11 protein-coding genes are annotated in these 14453 nt (G+C 73.5%); 10 read left to right on the forward strand and 1 reads right to left on the reverse strand.

Going from position 1 to position 14453, the window contains the following annotated elements:
* The first annotated feature begins 21 nt into the window (after nucleotides 1-21).
* Together IE172_RS29290 and IE172_RS29295 are read left to right on the forward strand one after the other, a co-directional pair.
* The gene (locus IE172_RS29290) at nucleotides 22-1002 is read left to right on the forward strand and encodes an NADP-dependent oxidoreductase (protein WP_190100348.1); all 981 of its coding nucleotides are present in this window, start codon (nucleotides 22-24) and stop codon (nucleotides 1000-1002) included.
* Nucleotides 1003-1144: 142 nt separating this feature from the next.
* The gene (locus IE172_RS29295; protein WP_190100349.1) at nucleotides 1145-2197 is read left to right on the forward strand and encodes an AfsA-related hotdog domain-containing protein; all 1053 of its coding nucleotides are present in this window, start codon (nucleotides 1145-1147) and stop codon (nucleotides 2195-2197) included.
* 119 nt (nucleotides 2198-2316) lie between these two features.
* Here IE172_RS29295 and IE172_RS29300 read toward each other — a convergent pair whose 3' ends face one another.
* Complete coding sequence (locus tag IE172_RS29300) at nucleotides 2317-2907, reverse strand: hypothetical protein (protein WP_190100350.1); 591 nt, start codon at nucleotides 2905-2907, stop codon at nucleotides 2317-2319.
* Between the two features lie 293 nt (nucleotides 2908-3200).
* On the opposite strand from IE172_RS29300, the gene IE172_RS29305 reads away from it, so the two are divergent.
* The 8 genes from IE172_RS29305 to IE172_RS29340 all read left to right on the forward strand — a co-directional run bounded on the left by IE172_RS29305 (nucleotide 3201) and on the right by IE172_RS29340 (nucleotide 14453).
* Nucleotides 3201-4055 carry a bifunctional methylenetetrahydrofolate dehydrogenase/methenyltetrahydrofolate cyclohydrolase gene (locus tag IE172_RS29305; RefSeq protein WP_190100351.1) on the forward strand — a complete coding sequence of 285 codons (855 nt, stop codon included), beginning with the start codon at nucleotides 3201-3203 and terminating at the stop codon, nucleotides 4053-4055.
* Complete coding sequence (locus IE172_RS29310; protein WP_190100352.1) at nucleotides 4045-4551, forward strand: DUF3017 domain-containing protein; 507 nt, start codon at nucleotides 4045-4047, stop codon at nucleotides 4549-4551. The genes IE172_RS29305 and IE172_RS29310 overlap by 11 nt, the downstream gene beginning before the upstream one ends.
* Before the next feature lie 580 nt (nucleotides 4552-5131).
* On the forward strand, nucleotides 5132-6286 hold the full coding sequence (locus tag IE172_RS29315) for a helix-turn-helix domain-containing protein (RefSeq protein ID WP_190100353.1): 1155 nt from the start codon (nucleotides 5132-5134) through the stop codon (nucleotides 6284-6286).
* A 544-nt stretch (nucleotides 6287-6830) separates the two neighbouring features.
* Nucleotides 6831-7820 (forward strand): malate dehydrogenase, encoded by a 990-nt coding sequence (locus IE172_RS29320; RefSeq protein ID WP_190100354.1) that lies wholly within the window; start codon nucleotides 6831-6833, stop codon nucleotides 7818-7820.
* A gap of 283 nt (nucleotides 7821-8103) precedes the next feature.
* Nucleotides 8104-9624, forward strand: a complete 1521-nt coding sequence (locus IE172_RS29325; protein WP_190100355.1) for an aldehyde dehydrogenase family protein — start codon at nucleotides 8104-8106, stop codon at nucleotides 9622-9624.
* A 196-nt stretch (nucleotides 9625-9820) separates the two neighbouring features.
* Nucleotides 9821-11362 carry a GMC family oxidoreductase gene (locus IE172_RS29330; protein ID WP_190100356.1) on the forward strand — a complete coding sequence of 514 codons (1542 nt, stop codon included), beginning with the start codon at nucleotides 9821-9823 and terminating at the stop codon, nucleotides 11360-11362.
* Nucleotides 11359-12504, forward strand: a complete 1146-nt coding sequence (locus tag IE172_RS29335) for a quaternary amine ABC transporter ATP-binding protein (protein WP_190100357.1) — start codon at nucleotides 11359-11361, stop codon at nucleotides 12502-12504. Before IE172_RS29330 ends, IE172_RS29335 begins: the two co-directional genes overlap by 4 nt.
* Nucleotides 12504-14453, forward strand: a complete 1950-nt coding sequence (locus IE172_RS29340) for an ABC transporter permease (protein ID WP_190100358.1) — start codon at nucleotides 12504-12506, stop codon at nucleotides 14451-14453. The genes IE172_RS29335 and IE172_RS29340 overlap by 1 nt, the downstream gene beginning before the upstream one ends.

Consider the following 14453-nt stretch of genomic DNA (forward strand, 5'->3'; position numbering starts at 1 on the left):
CCAACACGGAAGTGCACCACCATGCGCGCAGTCGGAATCCTGGAATACGGCGGACCGGACGTGCTCGAGGTCATCGACCGGGGGATACCCGATCCCGGACCCGGAGAGCTGCGGATCCGGGTGGCCGCCGCGGCGGTCAACCCCACCGACCTCATGCTCCGTTCGGGCCTGCTCGCGGCCTACCTGTCAACGGTCGAACCCCCGTACGTCCCCGGTATGGACGTCTCCGGCACGGTCGACGCCGCGGGTGCCGGCACGCTGTTCGCCCTGGGCGACCGGGTCATGGCCTTCGTCAACCCGTTCCGCCCGCAGGGCGGGGCACAGGCCGAGTACGTCGTCGTCTCCGCCGCGGACACGGTCCTGGTGCCACCGGGCCTGGACCTGGTGGAGGCGGCGGGGCTGCCGATGAACGCGCTCACCGCCCACCAGGCGCTCGCCCTGCTCGCCCTGCCGCCGGGGTCGACCCTGGCCGTCACCGGCGGGGCGGGGGCGGTCGGCGGTTTCGTGATCCAGCTGGCCGCGCACCGCGGCCTGCGGGTGGTGGCCGAGGCCGCCCCGCGGGACGAGCCGCTGCTCAAGCAGCTCGGCGCGGAGACCGTCGTGCCGCGCCATCCGGACCCGACGGACCCGGGCACGCCGGGCGAGCGGTACCGCCGTGCCGTGCCCGGAGGTGTGGACGCGCTGGTGGACGCCGCCGTACTGGGCGAGCCGGTCCTGGACGCCGTCCGGGACGGCGGCGCCGTGGTGACCTGCCGGCCGGGGGCACTGGACGTGCCCCGCGGCATCGTGCGCCACGAGGCCGACGTCATGGCCTACCCGGACAAGGCCGCCGCCCTCACCGAACTCGCCGCACTCGCCTGCGAGGGAGTGCTCTCGCTCCGCACGGACTCGCTGCTCACCCCGTCCGCCGTGCCGGAGGCCCACCGCCGGCTCGCCGCGGGCGGCGTACGAGGACGCCAGCTCCTCGTCTTCGGGGGACGGGGGGCCGCGGCCGGTTCCTGACCGGCCGTCCGCCACCCCCCTCCCCCGAGCCCGCCCGGGGCGGCGGCGGTCCCCCGCCCCGCCGCCGCCCCGGCTGCCGCCCCGGCCTCCGGCCCGGCACCGCCCCATCCGACATCCGACCCGCCCGAGGAGGCACCACCCCATGACAGACGGGGCCCTGTCCTACACACGGACCGTCGACCGCGCCCTCACCCACCGCGCCGCCGTCAGCGAGTGCTTCCTGACCGACGCCCGGCGCACCGGCAAACGCACCTTCCGGGTGGCGGCCCAGCCACCGCGGGCGCACCTGTACTACAGCGACCACCTGCGGGACGGACCGGCGGCCTCGTCCTACGACCCGCTGCTCGTCGTGGAGATCTTCCGGCAGGCCTGCATCCTCGCCTCGCACGCGTACCTGTCGGCGCCCGAGGACAGCAGCTTCGTCTTCGACCGGGGCGCCCTGGAGATCGTCGACGCGGACGCCCTGCGCATGGGCGCGGCGCCCGCCGCCGTCACCGTGGAGGGGGAGTTCACCGACCTCCGGGAGCGGGCCGGCCGGCCGTGCGGCGCCCTCGTGGAGGTACGGGCCCTGTTCGACGGCCGGGCGGCGGCGACCATGCGGCTCGCCTACCGGTGGACACCGCGCCGGGCCATGCGGCAGCTGCGCGCCCGGGCCCGGGCCGGCCTGGCCCTGACCCCACGGCGCGCCCACCCCCTGGGCAACCGCCAGGCGCCCGCGAAGGTGGGTCGCGAACTGACCGCCAACGTCGTCCTGGGCCGGGTCACCGTGTCCGGTTCCGAGGTGGTGGCCCAGGTGGTCGTGGACCGCACCCACCCCGCGTTGTTCGACCACGACGTCGACCACATCCCGGGCGCGGTGATCTTCGAGACCTTCCGGCAGACGGCCCTCACGGCCGCCCGGGAGCTGTGGGACCTCGACGCCGCGCCGCACCGGCTGGCGCTCACCGGCTGCGACGTCGCCTTCCTGCGCTTCGGGGAGTTCGAGCTGCCCACCGACTGCCGCGCCCGGGTGGCCGGGGACACCGGCGGCCGCCCGGTGATCGATCTCGTCCTGGAGCAGGAGGGGGACGTCCTGGGGACGGCGCGGGTGACACTCGCCGTCGGGGGGCGCGCCCCCCGGGAGCGGCCGGACCCCGCCGTCGTCAGCGGCGTCGTCGCGGCGGGCACCCACCGCCGGCTCGTTCCCGCGGCCTGAGCCCACCGTCCGGCCGCCCGCCCGGGCGGCCGGGTGCCGCAACGCATCAGGGCCGTGCCCCCACGCTCGGGTGGGGACACGGCCCGAGGGCGGTGAACGGCGCGGACGCGCCCGCCGGTTCAGTACCTGGGTCGCCTGAACCATTCCGCGCTGGCGCGCTTCGCCGCGAAGACGATCACCAGGATCGAGACGACCCAGATGACCAGGCCGAGCCCGTACATGCCGAGGGCGAAGATGCCGCTGACTATCGCGAACGAGGCGTACACGATCGAGCAGACGCGCACGCCGTTGCCGCCCTTGGCGTACTGCAGCAGCAGCACCAGGCCGAGGATCGCGAAGACGGAGGCCAGGCCGACGAAGAAGACGATGACGCCCTTGCCCAGGTCGGCGAACTCCTCCGCGTTGACGTCGCCGCTGATGCCGGCCTCGTCCACCAGCTCGTCCCACTCGGCCAGCGCCACGGCGTACACGGCCGCGATGATCACGTGGGCCACGGCGATCACGGCGAGCAGGATCTGCGCGGCGCGCGTGATGCCGGGCATCTGGGTGGGGGCGTAACCGCCGCCGTACGGCTGGGACACCGGCGGGGCCGCGGGGTAGCCGTAACCCTGCTGCGGGGCACCGGGCTGCTGGGGGTAGCCGTAGCCGGGGCCGGCCGGGGGCTGCTGGGGCGGCTGCCCGTAGGGGTTGTTCGGGTCGCCGAAACTCATGGCGGTTCTTCCTCCGTTTGCGCTTCGAGTGCGGGGACGACGCGAGGGCCGGCGCGGAGGAAGGTACACAGATGCGGTCCGTCCCCCCGGTTCTGCCCGCGGCACTGTGCCACTCATCGTTCTTGACCGTTCCTTTCCTTGTCCAGGCGTACGCCGTATGTGTTGTGCAAGTGCAACATCGCTGATCTTGGACCGGTTCGGACCGAAGACGATCGATTACGGGGGCGGGCGCCGGGTGGCCGGAATGCGGGCTGATTGGAACCGGGGCCCGGTCATCCGCGAGGATGGGGGGCATGACCGCCCAGATTCTCGATGGCAAGGCCACCGCAGCCGAGATCAAGTCCGATCTGACCGCCCGCGTGGCGGCGCTGAAGGAGAAGGGCGTCACGCCCGGCCTCGGCACGATCCTCGTGGGGGAGGACCCCGGCAGCCAGAAGTACGTCGCGGGCAAGCACCGTGACTGCGCCCAGGTGGGCATCGCCTCCATCCAGCGCGAACTGCCGGGAACGGCGACGCAGGAGGAGATCGAGGCGGTCGTCCGGGAGCTGAACGAGGACCCCGCCTGCACCGGTTACATCGTCCAGCTGCCGCTGCCCAAGGGCATCGACGAGAACCGCATCCTCGAACTGATGGACCCCGAGAAGGACGCCGACGGCCTCCACCCGATGAACCTCGGCCGTCTCGTCCTCAACGAGCCGGCCCCGCTGCCCTGCACCCCCAACGGCATCATCACCCTGCTGCGCCGCCACGGCGTGGAGATCAAGGGAGCCGAGGTGGTGGTCGTCGGACGCGGTGTCACCATCGGCCGCCCGATGCCGCTGCTGCTGACCCGGCGCAGCGAGAACGCCACCGTGACCCAGTGCCACACCGGCACCCGCGACCTGGCCGCGCACCTGCGGCGGGCGGACATCATCGTGGCCGCCGCGGGCAGCGCCCACCTGATCCGCCCCGAGGACGTCAAGCCGGGCGCGGCCGTCCTGGACGTCGGCGTCTCCCGCAGTGCCGAGGGCAAGATCGTGGGCGATGTCCACCCGGGCGTGGCCGAGGTGGCCGGCTGGGTCGCCCCGAACCCCGGCGGTGTCGGCCCGATGACCCGGGCCCAGCTGCTGGTCAACGTGGTCGAGGCGGCGGAGCGCAGTGTCGGCTGAGCACGACGCCCCCGAGGCGTCCGGCACCCCCGGGGCGCCGGAGCGGCCCGAGGAGATCACGGTCCGCGACCCCGTCAGCGCGCCCGACGCCGAGGGCAGGCCGCGGCGCGCCACCCGCCGGTTCCCGCTCTTCACCCGGGACACCGCGCGCCCCGAGGGCGGTGGCAGGGCGGCCCCGAGTGACGCCCCCGCGCCCGCCCGCCAGTGGCCGATCCTCGCCGTCCTGCTCACGGTCGGGATCGGGCTGCTGGTCACCGCGGTGGACCAGTTCCGGCTCGGCACGCTGCTGATCGGTGTGGCCCTGGTGGCCGGGGCGCTGATGCGCTGGCTGGTGCGGAACGTCGGCATGCTCGCGGTGCGCTCCCGCTTCACCGACATCGTCACGTACGGCGGGCTGGGCCTGGGGATCGTGGTGCTGGCGCTGATGGTCCAGCCGGAGCCGAAGCTGAGGATCCCGTTCCTGGCGGATCTGCTGCACTTCACGATCAGCGGCTGAGCCGCATCCGGATCGTCGGCGGCGACGGCCCGTCCTCACCCCCGTGAGAGGACGGGCCGTCGCCGCGCACCACACTCCTGCACGGTGAAGCGCCTGTTCAACGGCTGCCCGGCCGCTGTGGCACGGAAGTGACCGTTCCGCTACGTCGCCCGGAATCCGCTGACAGCCCCGCGATGCGACTGCGACATGCCCGCGACACATCCGCACGTCAGGCGGGCGGCACGCCCGTGAAGCACGCCGCGGGCGGACGGTCGGGGCCGCCGGACGCGTGGGGCGTACGGGATTCATGCGACAAGATGCCGGACAGGGGATCGAACAGGGGCAAACGGGTGCGGTGCGACACGTTCCACCCGCTTCTTCCGGGTTCTGTTCGGTCCAGGGTCCGACCGGTGGGACACTGGGGGCGAGCGAGCGGGCGTGCGACGGTGCACGCCCACGGCCCAGATGCTCCCGTGCGCCCCCACCCCGGGAACTGAGACCCTGGCTGGCGGCATCCCTGTGGGTAGCCGGACGGGGACTCGGCAGAGGGCACCATGCGCGAGGGAAGAACAGCACGAACCGGGGGGAAGAGGGGGAAGCAATGCCTCGTTGGAAGGCCTTGCCGGAGGAACTCGATCCGCAGATCAGGGAGTTCACGAGCCAGCTCAGGCGAGTGGTGGACCGCAGCGGCCTGAGCGTCGCGTCGGTCTCCGACCGCACGGGCTACAGCAAGACGTCCTGGGAGCGCTATCTGAACGGGCGCCTGCTGGCGCCGAAGGGCGCGATCGTGGCCCTGGCCGAGGTCACCGGGACCAACCCGCTGCACCTCACCACCATGTGGGAGCTCGCCGAGCGCGCCTGGAGCCGCTCGGAGATGCGTCACGACATGACGATGGAGGCGATCCGGATCTCGCAGGCGCGTGCCGCGCTCAGCGAGCTCGCCGGGCCGTCCTCGGGCGGCAGGCCCCGCAAGGGCGGGGCCGCCGTCCGTCCGGGTGTCGCGGGGCCGGCCGGTGTCGCGCCGAGCGTGCCGCCGCAGCCGACCGCCTCCGACGTGCGGGACGCCGCCGGCGGCGTCCGCCAGGACGACGCGCCCGGGAACTCCTGGGGTGTCTCCGGTTCCGCCGGGGCGCCGCAGGGCCGGCGCGGCACCCGCGCCCCGTCCGCACCGCCCGCCGGTGGACGGACGGCGGGGGCGCACGGAGCGCCGCCCCGGGGCACCTCGGGTCGCGGCCGCCAGGCCGGCCCGGGCCGTCCCGGCGGCAAGAAGCGGACGTCGACGTTCATCGCCGGTGCGGTGGGGGCGCTCGTGCTGATCGCCGCGGCGTTCTACGTCACCGGGACCGAGAACGACAGGAAGAAGGACGACGCCGCGAAGTCCCCGTCGCCGACGGCCACCAGCGACGTGAACCTGCCGCCGGGTGTCGAGTGCAGCGGCGCGAGCTGCGACGGCAAGGACGCCGAGGCCATGGGATGCAGCGGTGACCTCGTCACCACGGCGCAGACCGTGACCGTCGGCACCGCCACGGTGGAGGTCCGCTACAGCGAGACCTGCGGCGCGGCGTGGGGGAGGATCACCCAGGCGGGGCAGGGCGACACGGTCGAGATCAGTGCGGGTTCCTCGAAGCAGAGCGACACCATCTCCGCGGCCGGTGACACGGTCACCTACACCGCGATGGTGCCGGTCGAGAACGAGACCGACGCCAAGGCCTGCGCGACGCTGGCGGCCTCCGGTGAGAAGGGCTGCACGGAGTAGCCCGCAGCAGGGGCTCCCAGCCGGCCCGACGCCTCGGACACTCCGGGGCGGCCGGGCCGCACGTCTTTCCGCCCCCGGGGGCTCCGGCCCCGGAATCCTGGCGCGGCATCTTCTCCCGGGCCCCCGGCCGGGGCACCCGCACGTAAGCCATACGGGCGCACATGTGTGGGGGAATCGTGGGAACGTGAATGGGCCCGCGAAAGGCGGGCAGGCGACAAGTACCCCCACGGGAGTCCGGCACGATCGGTCCCCGACGGCGGCCGCTCCGTCCCCACCTCTCCCGGACGGAGCGGCCGCCCCTCCCGTGTCCTGCCCGGTACCCGCGTACGCGGCCCGTCACTCTGTGGGGCGGGCCACAGCGGACCCGGCCGTCCGCCCTCGCGGATGCGCGATAGCCTGACCGCTGGATCTCTCTTGACGCCAAGAGATCGATCATTCGAACCGATGATCGATCATCCTGGCGGTCGCCGGTCACGAGCCGGAGCGGGATCCAGCATCCCGGGGCAGGGACCGCCCCACCGCCAGCTGTCATACGGAGAACGCCATGACCCGCACTCCCGTGAACGTCACCGTCACCGGCGCGGCCGGCCAGATCGGTTACGCCCTGCTCTTCCGCATCGCCTCCGGCCAGCTGCTCGGCGCGGACGTGCCGGTCAAGCTGCGCCTGCTGGAGATCACCCCGGCGCTGAAGGCCGCCGAGGGCACGGCCATGGAGCTCGACGACTGCGCGTTCCCGCTGCTGCAGGGCATCGACATCACGGACGACCCGAACGTGGCGTTCGACGGCGCGAACGTCGGCCTCCTCGTGGGCGCCCGTCCGCGTACCAAGGGCATGGAGCGCGGTGACCTCCTCGAGGCCAACGGCGGCATCTTCAAGCCGCAGGGCCAGGCCATCAACGCCCACGCCGCGGACGACATCCGCGTCCTGGTCGTCGGCAACCCGGCCAACACCAACGCGCTGATCGCCCAGGCCGCCGCCCCGGACGTGCCGGCCGAGCGGTTCACGGCCATGACCCGCCTGGACCACAACCGCGCGCTGACCCAGCTGTCGAAGAAGACCGGCGTCCCGGTCTCGGAGATCAAGAAGCTGACGATCTGGGGCAACCACTCCGCCACCCAGTACCCGGACATCTTCCACGCCACCGTCGCCGGCAAGAACGCCGCTGAGGTCGTGAACGACGAGAAGTGGCTGGCCGAGGACTTCATCCCGACCGTCGCCAAGCGCGGTGCCGCGATCATCGAGGCCCGTGGCGCCTCGTCGGCCGCCTCCGCCGCCAACGCCGCCGTCGACCACGTGCACACCTGGGTGAACGGCACCGCCGACGGCGACTGGGCCTCCATGGGCATCCCGTCGGACGGCTCCTACGGCGTGCCGGAGGGCCTCATCTCCTCCTTCCCGGTCACCGTGAAGGACGGCAAGTACGAGATCGTCCAGGGCCTGGAGATCAACGAGTTCTCCCGCGCCCGGATCGACGCCTCCGTCAAGGAGCTCGAGGAGGAGCGCGAGGCGGTCCGCGGCCTCGGCCTCATCTGATCCGACCCGCGCCGGGTCCCCCCGCGCAGGCTCTCGGGCCCCGTACCGGTTCCACCGGTACGGGGCCCGCCGCGTTCCCGGCCGGACCGCTGCCTGGCGAAGTCCGCGGGGCTCCCGCCGCCGGTCCGGCACCCGCACCTCCTCCCGGCCACCCCGTGACCCGGCGCACTCCGGACGCGGAATCGGCATGCATCCGGGGCGTCCGGGCAGGAGCACCCGGTCCCGTGGGTGACACCTGTGTGATGCACGGACAGGGAACAGGAACGGAAGGCAGTTGACGGTCATGGCGGACAGCACAGAACTTCGGGCGCGCGGCACCATCCACGCGGGGGGCGAGTGGCGGGCCGCCGCCTCGGGGGCCACCCGCGAGATCCTCGACCCCGCGGACGCCCTCCCGTTCGCCGTCGTCGCGGAGGGCGACGAGAGGGACGCCGACCTCGCGGTGGCCGCCGCGCGCCGCGCCTTCGACGAGGGCCCCTGGCCGCACACGCCGGCCGCCGAACGGGCCGCGCTGCTGCGCCGCGTCGCCGAACTGCTCGTACGGGACCGGGAGAAGCTCGGTCTGCTGGAGAGCAGGGACGCGGGCAAGACCGTCGAGGAGGGCCGCGTCGACATCGACTGCGTGGCCGACGCCTTCCGTTACTTCGCCGACCTGGTCGCCGGGGAGGCGCCCGGACGGGTCGTCGACGCGGGATCGCCCGACGTCCACAGCGTCGTCGTGCACGAGCCGGTCGGCGTCTGTGCCCTGATCACCCCCTGGAACTATCCGCTTCTCCAAGCCAGTTGGAAGATCGCACCGGCTCTCGCGGCCGGCAACACCTTCGTCGTCAAACCCAGCGAGATCACCCCGCTCACCACCGTCGCCCTGATCGACCTGCTGACCGAGGCCGGACTGCCCGCCGGAGTCGCCAATGTCGTCACCGGCCCCGGCCACACCGTCGGCGCCCGGATGGCCGGGCACCCGGACGTCGACCTGGTCTCCTTCACCGGCGGCCTGGCCAGCGGCACCAAGGTCGCCCAGGCCGCTGCCCCGGGAGTGAAGAAGGTGGCCCTGGAACTCGGCGGCAAGAACCCCAACGTCGTCTTCGCCGACGCCTGCGCCACCGAGGAGGGCTTCGACACCGCCGTCGACCAGGCCCTCAACGCGGCCTTCATCCACAGCGGCCAGGTCTGCTCGGCGGGTGCCCGCCTCATCGTCGAGGAGCCGGTCCGGGACCGCTTCGTCGCCGAACTCGCCCGCCGCGCCGAGCGGATCAGGCTCGGCCGGGGCACCGAGGACGGCGTCGAGTGCGGTCCGCTGGTCTCCGCGCAGCAGCGCGCGAAGGTCGAGGAGTACGTCGAGTCCGCGCTCAAGGAGGGCGCGGTGCTGCGCTCCGGCGGCAAGCGGCCCGAACCGTCCGCGGAACGGCCCGAGGCCGGCTACTTCTACGAGCCGACCGTCCTCGACCGCTGCCACCGCGAGATGCGCGTCGTGCGCGAGGAGGTCTTCGGTCCCGTCCTCACCGTCGAGACCTTCCGCACCGAGGACGAGGCCGTCGCCCTCGCCAACGACACCGAGTACGGCCTGGCCGGCGCGGTGTGGACCGCCGACGCGGGCCGCGCCCGCCGGGTGGCCGGACGGCTGCGCCACGGCACCGTGTGGATCAACGACTTCCACCCCTACCTCCCGCAGGCGGAGTGGGGCGGGTTCGGCAGGAGCGGAGTGGGCCGTGAACTCGGCCCGGCCGGTCTCGCCGAGTACCGCGAGACCAAGCACGTCTACCAGAACCTGGCGCCCAAGCCGGTGCGCTGGTTCGCCGGCTGACCCACGGACCGCCGGGCGGTGCCCCCGCACCGCCCCCGGCTCCGTCCCCACCGCCCACCGTGCCGCGCACCGGCGGTACCGCGGACCCCGGCGAGGGGCACGGCACGCACAGCCGTACCCCTCGCCGCCGGCCGTACCGCGCGTCGTACCCGCGACCGACCACCCGTCCCCGAGTCCCCGGAGGAGTACCACCCCGATGCCAGCTCACACCCCCGAACGTGAACTCACCTACGACTACGTCGTCATAGGCGGCGGCACCGCCGGATCCGTCATCGCCTCCCGGCTGACCGAGAACCCGGACGTGACCGTCGCCGTCATCGAGGGCGGCCCCAGCGACGTCGGCCGCGACGACGTACTGACCCTGCGCCGCTGGATGGGCCTGCTCGGCGGCGAACTGGACTACGACTACCCGACCACCGAACAGCCGCGCGGCAACTCGCACATCCGGCACAGCCGCGCCCGCGTCCTCGGCGGCTGCTCCTCGCACAACACGCTCATCGCGTTCAAGCCGCTGCCGTCCGACTGGGACGAGTGGGAGGCGGCCGGCGCCAAGGGCTGGGGCGCGGTGCAGATGGAGGCCTACTACGCCCGGCTCCGCAACAACATCGTCCCGGTCGACGAGAAGGACCGCAACGCCATCGCCCGGGACTTCGTCGACGCCGCGCGGACCGCCCTCGACGTGCCCCGGATCGAGGGCTTCAACGAGAAGCCGTTCGCCGAAGGCGTCGGCTTCTTCGACCTGGCCTACCACCCGGAGGACAACAAACGCTCCTCGGCCTCGGTGGCCTACCTCCATCCCGTGATGGACGAGCGCCCCAACCTCACGCTCATGCTGGAGACCTGGGCGTACCGGCTGGAACTGGACGGCACCCGCGCCGAGGGCGTCCACGTGCGCGCCAAGGACGGCGAGGAGATCCTCGTCAGGGCGCGGCGCGAGGTGGTGCTGTGCGCCGGAGCCGTCGACTCCCCGCGGCTGCTGCTGCACTCCGGCATCGGTCCCCGTGCCGACCTGGAGGCGCTCGGCATACCCGTGGCGCTCGACCTGCCCGGCGTCGGTGAGAACCTGCTCGACCACCCCGAGTCGGTGATCGTCTGGGAGACGGACGGCCCCATCCCGGAGAACTCCGCGATGGACTCCGACGCCGGACTGTTCGTGCGCCGCGATCCCGAGCACGCGGGCCCCGACCTGATGTTCCACTTCTACCAGATCCCGTTCACCGACAACCCGGAGCGACTGGGCTACCGGCGGCCGGAGTTCGGTGTCTCCATGACCCCGAACATCCCCAAGCCGAAGTCTCGCGGCCGCCTCTACCTCACCAGCGCCGACCCGGACGTCAAACCGGCCCTCGACTTCCGCTACTTCACCGACGAGGACGACTACGACGGGCGCACCCTCGTCGACGGCATCCGCATCGCCCGCGAGATCGCGAAGACCGAACCGCTGGCCCACTGGCTCAGGCGTGAGGTCGCGCCCGGACCTGACGTCACCGGCGACGAGGAACTGAGCGAGTACGCCCGCAAGGCCGCCCACACCGTCTACCACCCGGCGGGCACCTGCAGGATGGGCGACGCCGGCGACGAACAGGCGGTCGTCGACCCGGAGCTGCGGATCCGCGGACTGCGGGGCATCCGGATCGCGGACGCCTCCGTCTTCCCGACCATGACCGCCGTCAACCCGATGATCTGCGTCCTCATGGTCGGCGAACGCGCCGCCGACCTGATCGGAGGCGCCGCGTGACGACCACCGGCACTCCCGCCACCGACACCCCCGTCTTCGCCGTCCACGGCCTGTGGAAGGTCTTCGGACCCAAGGCCGGCCGGGTCCCCGGCGACCCCCGGCTCGCCGACCTCGACCCCGCCGCACTGCGTGCCCGCACCGGCTGCACGGCCGCCGTGCGCGACGTGAGCTTCGACGTCCGCAAGGGCGAGGTCTTCGTCGTCATGGGCCTGTCCGGCTCCGGCAAGTCCACGCTGGTGCGCTGCCTGACCCGGCTGATCGAGCCGACCGCGGGCACCATCGCCATCGACGGCGAGGACGTCCGCGCCATGGACCGGGCACGCCTGCGCACGCTGCGCCGGCACCGCGCCGCCATGGTCTTCCAGCACTTCGGCCTGCTGCCGCACCGCACCGTCCTCGACAACGTCGCCTACGGCCTGGAGATCCAGGGCATGGGCAGGGGCGAGCGCCGTGAGAAGGCCGCCGAGGTCGTCGCCAAGGTCGGCCTGGAAGGCATGGAGCAGCGCAGACCCGCCCAGCTCTCCGGCGGCCAGCGCCAGCGCGTCGGACTCGCCCGCGCCCTCGCCGTCGACCCCGAGGTCCTCCTCTTCGACGAGCCGTTCAGCGCGCTCGACCCGCTGATCCGGCGCGACATGCAGGAGGAGGTGATCCGGCTGCACCGGGAGGAGGGCCGCACCATGGTCTTCATCACCCACGACCTCCAGGAGGCCCTGAAACTCGGCGACCGCATCGCCCTCATGCGGGACGGCCGCGTGGTCCAGCTGGGCACCCCGGAGGAGATCGTGGGCTCGCCCGCCGACGACTACGTCCGCGCGTTCGTCCGCGACGTCCCGCGCGAACAGGTCCTGACCGTCCGCACCGCGATGCGCCCCCCGCTCTCCTCCGAGGAAGCCGCCACGGGCCCCGGCGTCAGCCCGGACGCCACGGTCTCGGAGGCCATCGAGGCGGTGTCCCGGGCGGGCACCTCCGCCCGGGTCCTGGACCGGGGCAAGTGCGTGGGCGTGGTCGACGCGGGCGCGCTGCTGGACGTGGTCGCCGGAGCGTCCGCCACGACCGCGGACGCCCGCGCCGACAGGGCCGTACCGGCGCCGCGCCGTGAACCGGCACCCCCCACGGCCACCACCAGCGAGGAGCCGGTGTGATGGCGATCCTCACCGCACCGGCCGGCAAGGCGTCCCCGCGGGGCGTCCGGACCAGCCCGGCCGTCCGCAAACTGGCCGCCCTGACCCTCGTCGCGGCCGTCCTCGTCCCCCTCGCCGCCGCCCGCTGGGCGAGCGGCACCTGGCCCGAGGCCCTGACGGTCGACGTCTCCGGACCCCTCGGCGGGGCCAGCGACTGGATCATCGACAACCGCGACTCCCACCCCCTCTTCCTCCACTTCCTCGGCCACGTCAGCAACGCCGTCGTCCTCTCCGTACGCGCCGTCTACCTCGCCCTCCTCGCCGTCGGCTGGGCGGGAGTGACCGGCGTGGCCGCCCTGATCGCCTGGCGCGCGGCGGGCGTCCGCCTCGCCCTCGGAACCGCCCTGGCGTTCCTCGCCTGCGGCCTCCTCGGCATGTGGGTGCCGACCATGCAGACCCTCGCGCTCATGGTGGTCGCCGTGGCCGCGTCCGTCCTCGTGGGTGTGCTCCTCGGCCTCGCCGCCGGCCTGTCCGACCGCATGGACCGCGTCCTGCGCCCGGTCCTCGACACCATGCAGGTCCTCCCGGCCTTCGCCTACCTCCTCCCCGTCGTCCTGGTGTTCGGCATCGGCGTCCCCGCGGCCGTCCTGGCCACTGTCGTCTACGCCGCCCCGCCGATGGCCCGTCTCACCGCGCTCGGGCTGCGCGGCGCCGACAAGGAGGTGCTGGAGGCGGTCGAGTCGCTCGGGACCACCGCCCGCCAGCGCCTGCTGACCGCGCGCATCCCCCTTGCCCGGAAGGAACTGCTCCTCGGCCTCAACCAGACGATCATGATGGCGCTGTCCATGGCCGTCATCGCCTCCGTCATCGGCGCCGGCGGTCTCGGCGACCGCGTCTACCAGGCCCTGGCCTCGGTCGACGTGGGCGCCGCGCTCGCGGCCGGCATCCCGATCGTGCTGCTCGCGGTCGTCCTCGACCGGGTGACCGGCGCGGCCGGCGCGCGGCTCGGGCAGGCGCCCGTTCCGCACGCCCGCGCGCTGTGGGCGGGCGCCCTGGCCGCCGCCGCGGCCGTCGCGGTCGCCGGACGGCTCACGGACCGCCTGGAGTGGCCCGACGGCTGGGTCGTGGGCATCGCCGAACCGGTCAACCGGGCCGTCGACTGGATGACCGACCACCTGTACTCGGGCGTGCCCGTCGTCGGAGGCACCGCCGACTGGGCGGGCCGCTTCACCACCTGGGTCCTCGACCCGCTCCGGGACGGCCTGCAGTGGCTGCCCTGGTGGTCGGTGCTCCTGGCCGTCGCCGCCCTGGCCTGGGTGATCGGCACGTGGCGCACCGCGCTCACCGCCGTCTCGGCCATGGCCGCGATCGGCGTGCTCGGCGTGTGGAACGCCTCGCTGGACACCCTCTCGCAGGTCCTCGCGGCCGTCGCCGTGACCCTCGTCATCGGCTTCGCGACCGGTGTCGCCGCCGCCCGCAGCGACCGTGTCGAACGCCTGCTGCGACCCGTGCTGGACGTGTTCCAGACCATGCCGCAGTTCGTGTACCTCATCCCCGTCGTCGCCCTGTTCGGCGTCGGGCGCGCCCCGGCCGTCGCCGCCGCGATCGTCTACGCGCTGCCGGCCGTCGTCCGCATCACCGCCCAGGGCCTGCGCCAGGTCGACCCGGCCGCCCTGGAGGCGGCCCGCTCGCTCGGCGCGACCAGCGGCCAGCAACTGCGCCAGGTCCAGCTCCCGCTGGCCCGCCGGGCGCTGCTGCTCGCCGTCAACCAGGGCGTCGTGCTCGTCCTCGCCGTCGTCATCATCGGCGGTCTGGTCGGCGGCGGCGCGCTCGGCTACGACGTCGTCCTCGGCCTCGCCCAGGGCGACCTGGCGACCGGTCTGGTCGCCGGGGCGGCGATCGTCTGCCTGGGCCTGACGCTCGACCGGGTCACCCAGCCGACCGGACGCCGCACACGGAAGGGAGCGTGA

Origin of the sequence: Streptomyces griseoflavus, from assembly GCF_014649995.1 — a bacterium.
Classification (GTDB): Bacteria; Actinomycetota; Actinomycetes; order Streptomycetales; family Streptomycetaceae; genus Streptomyces; species Streptomyces griseoflavus.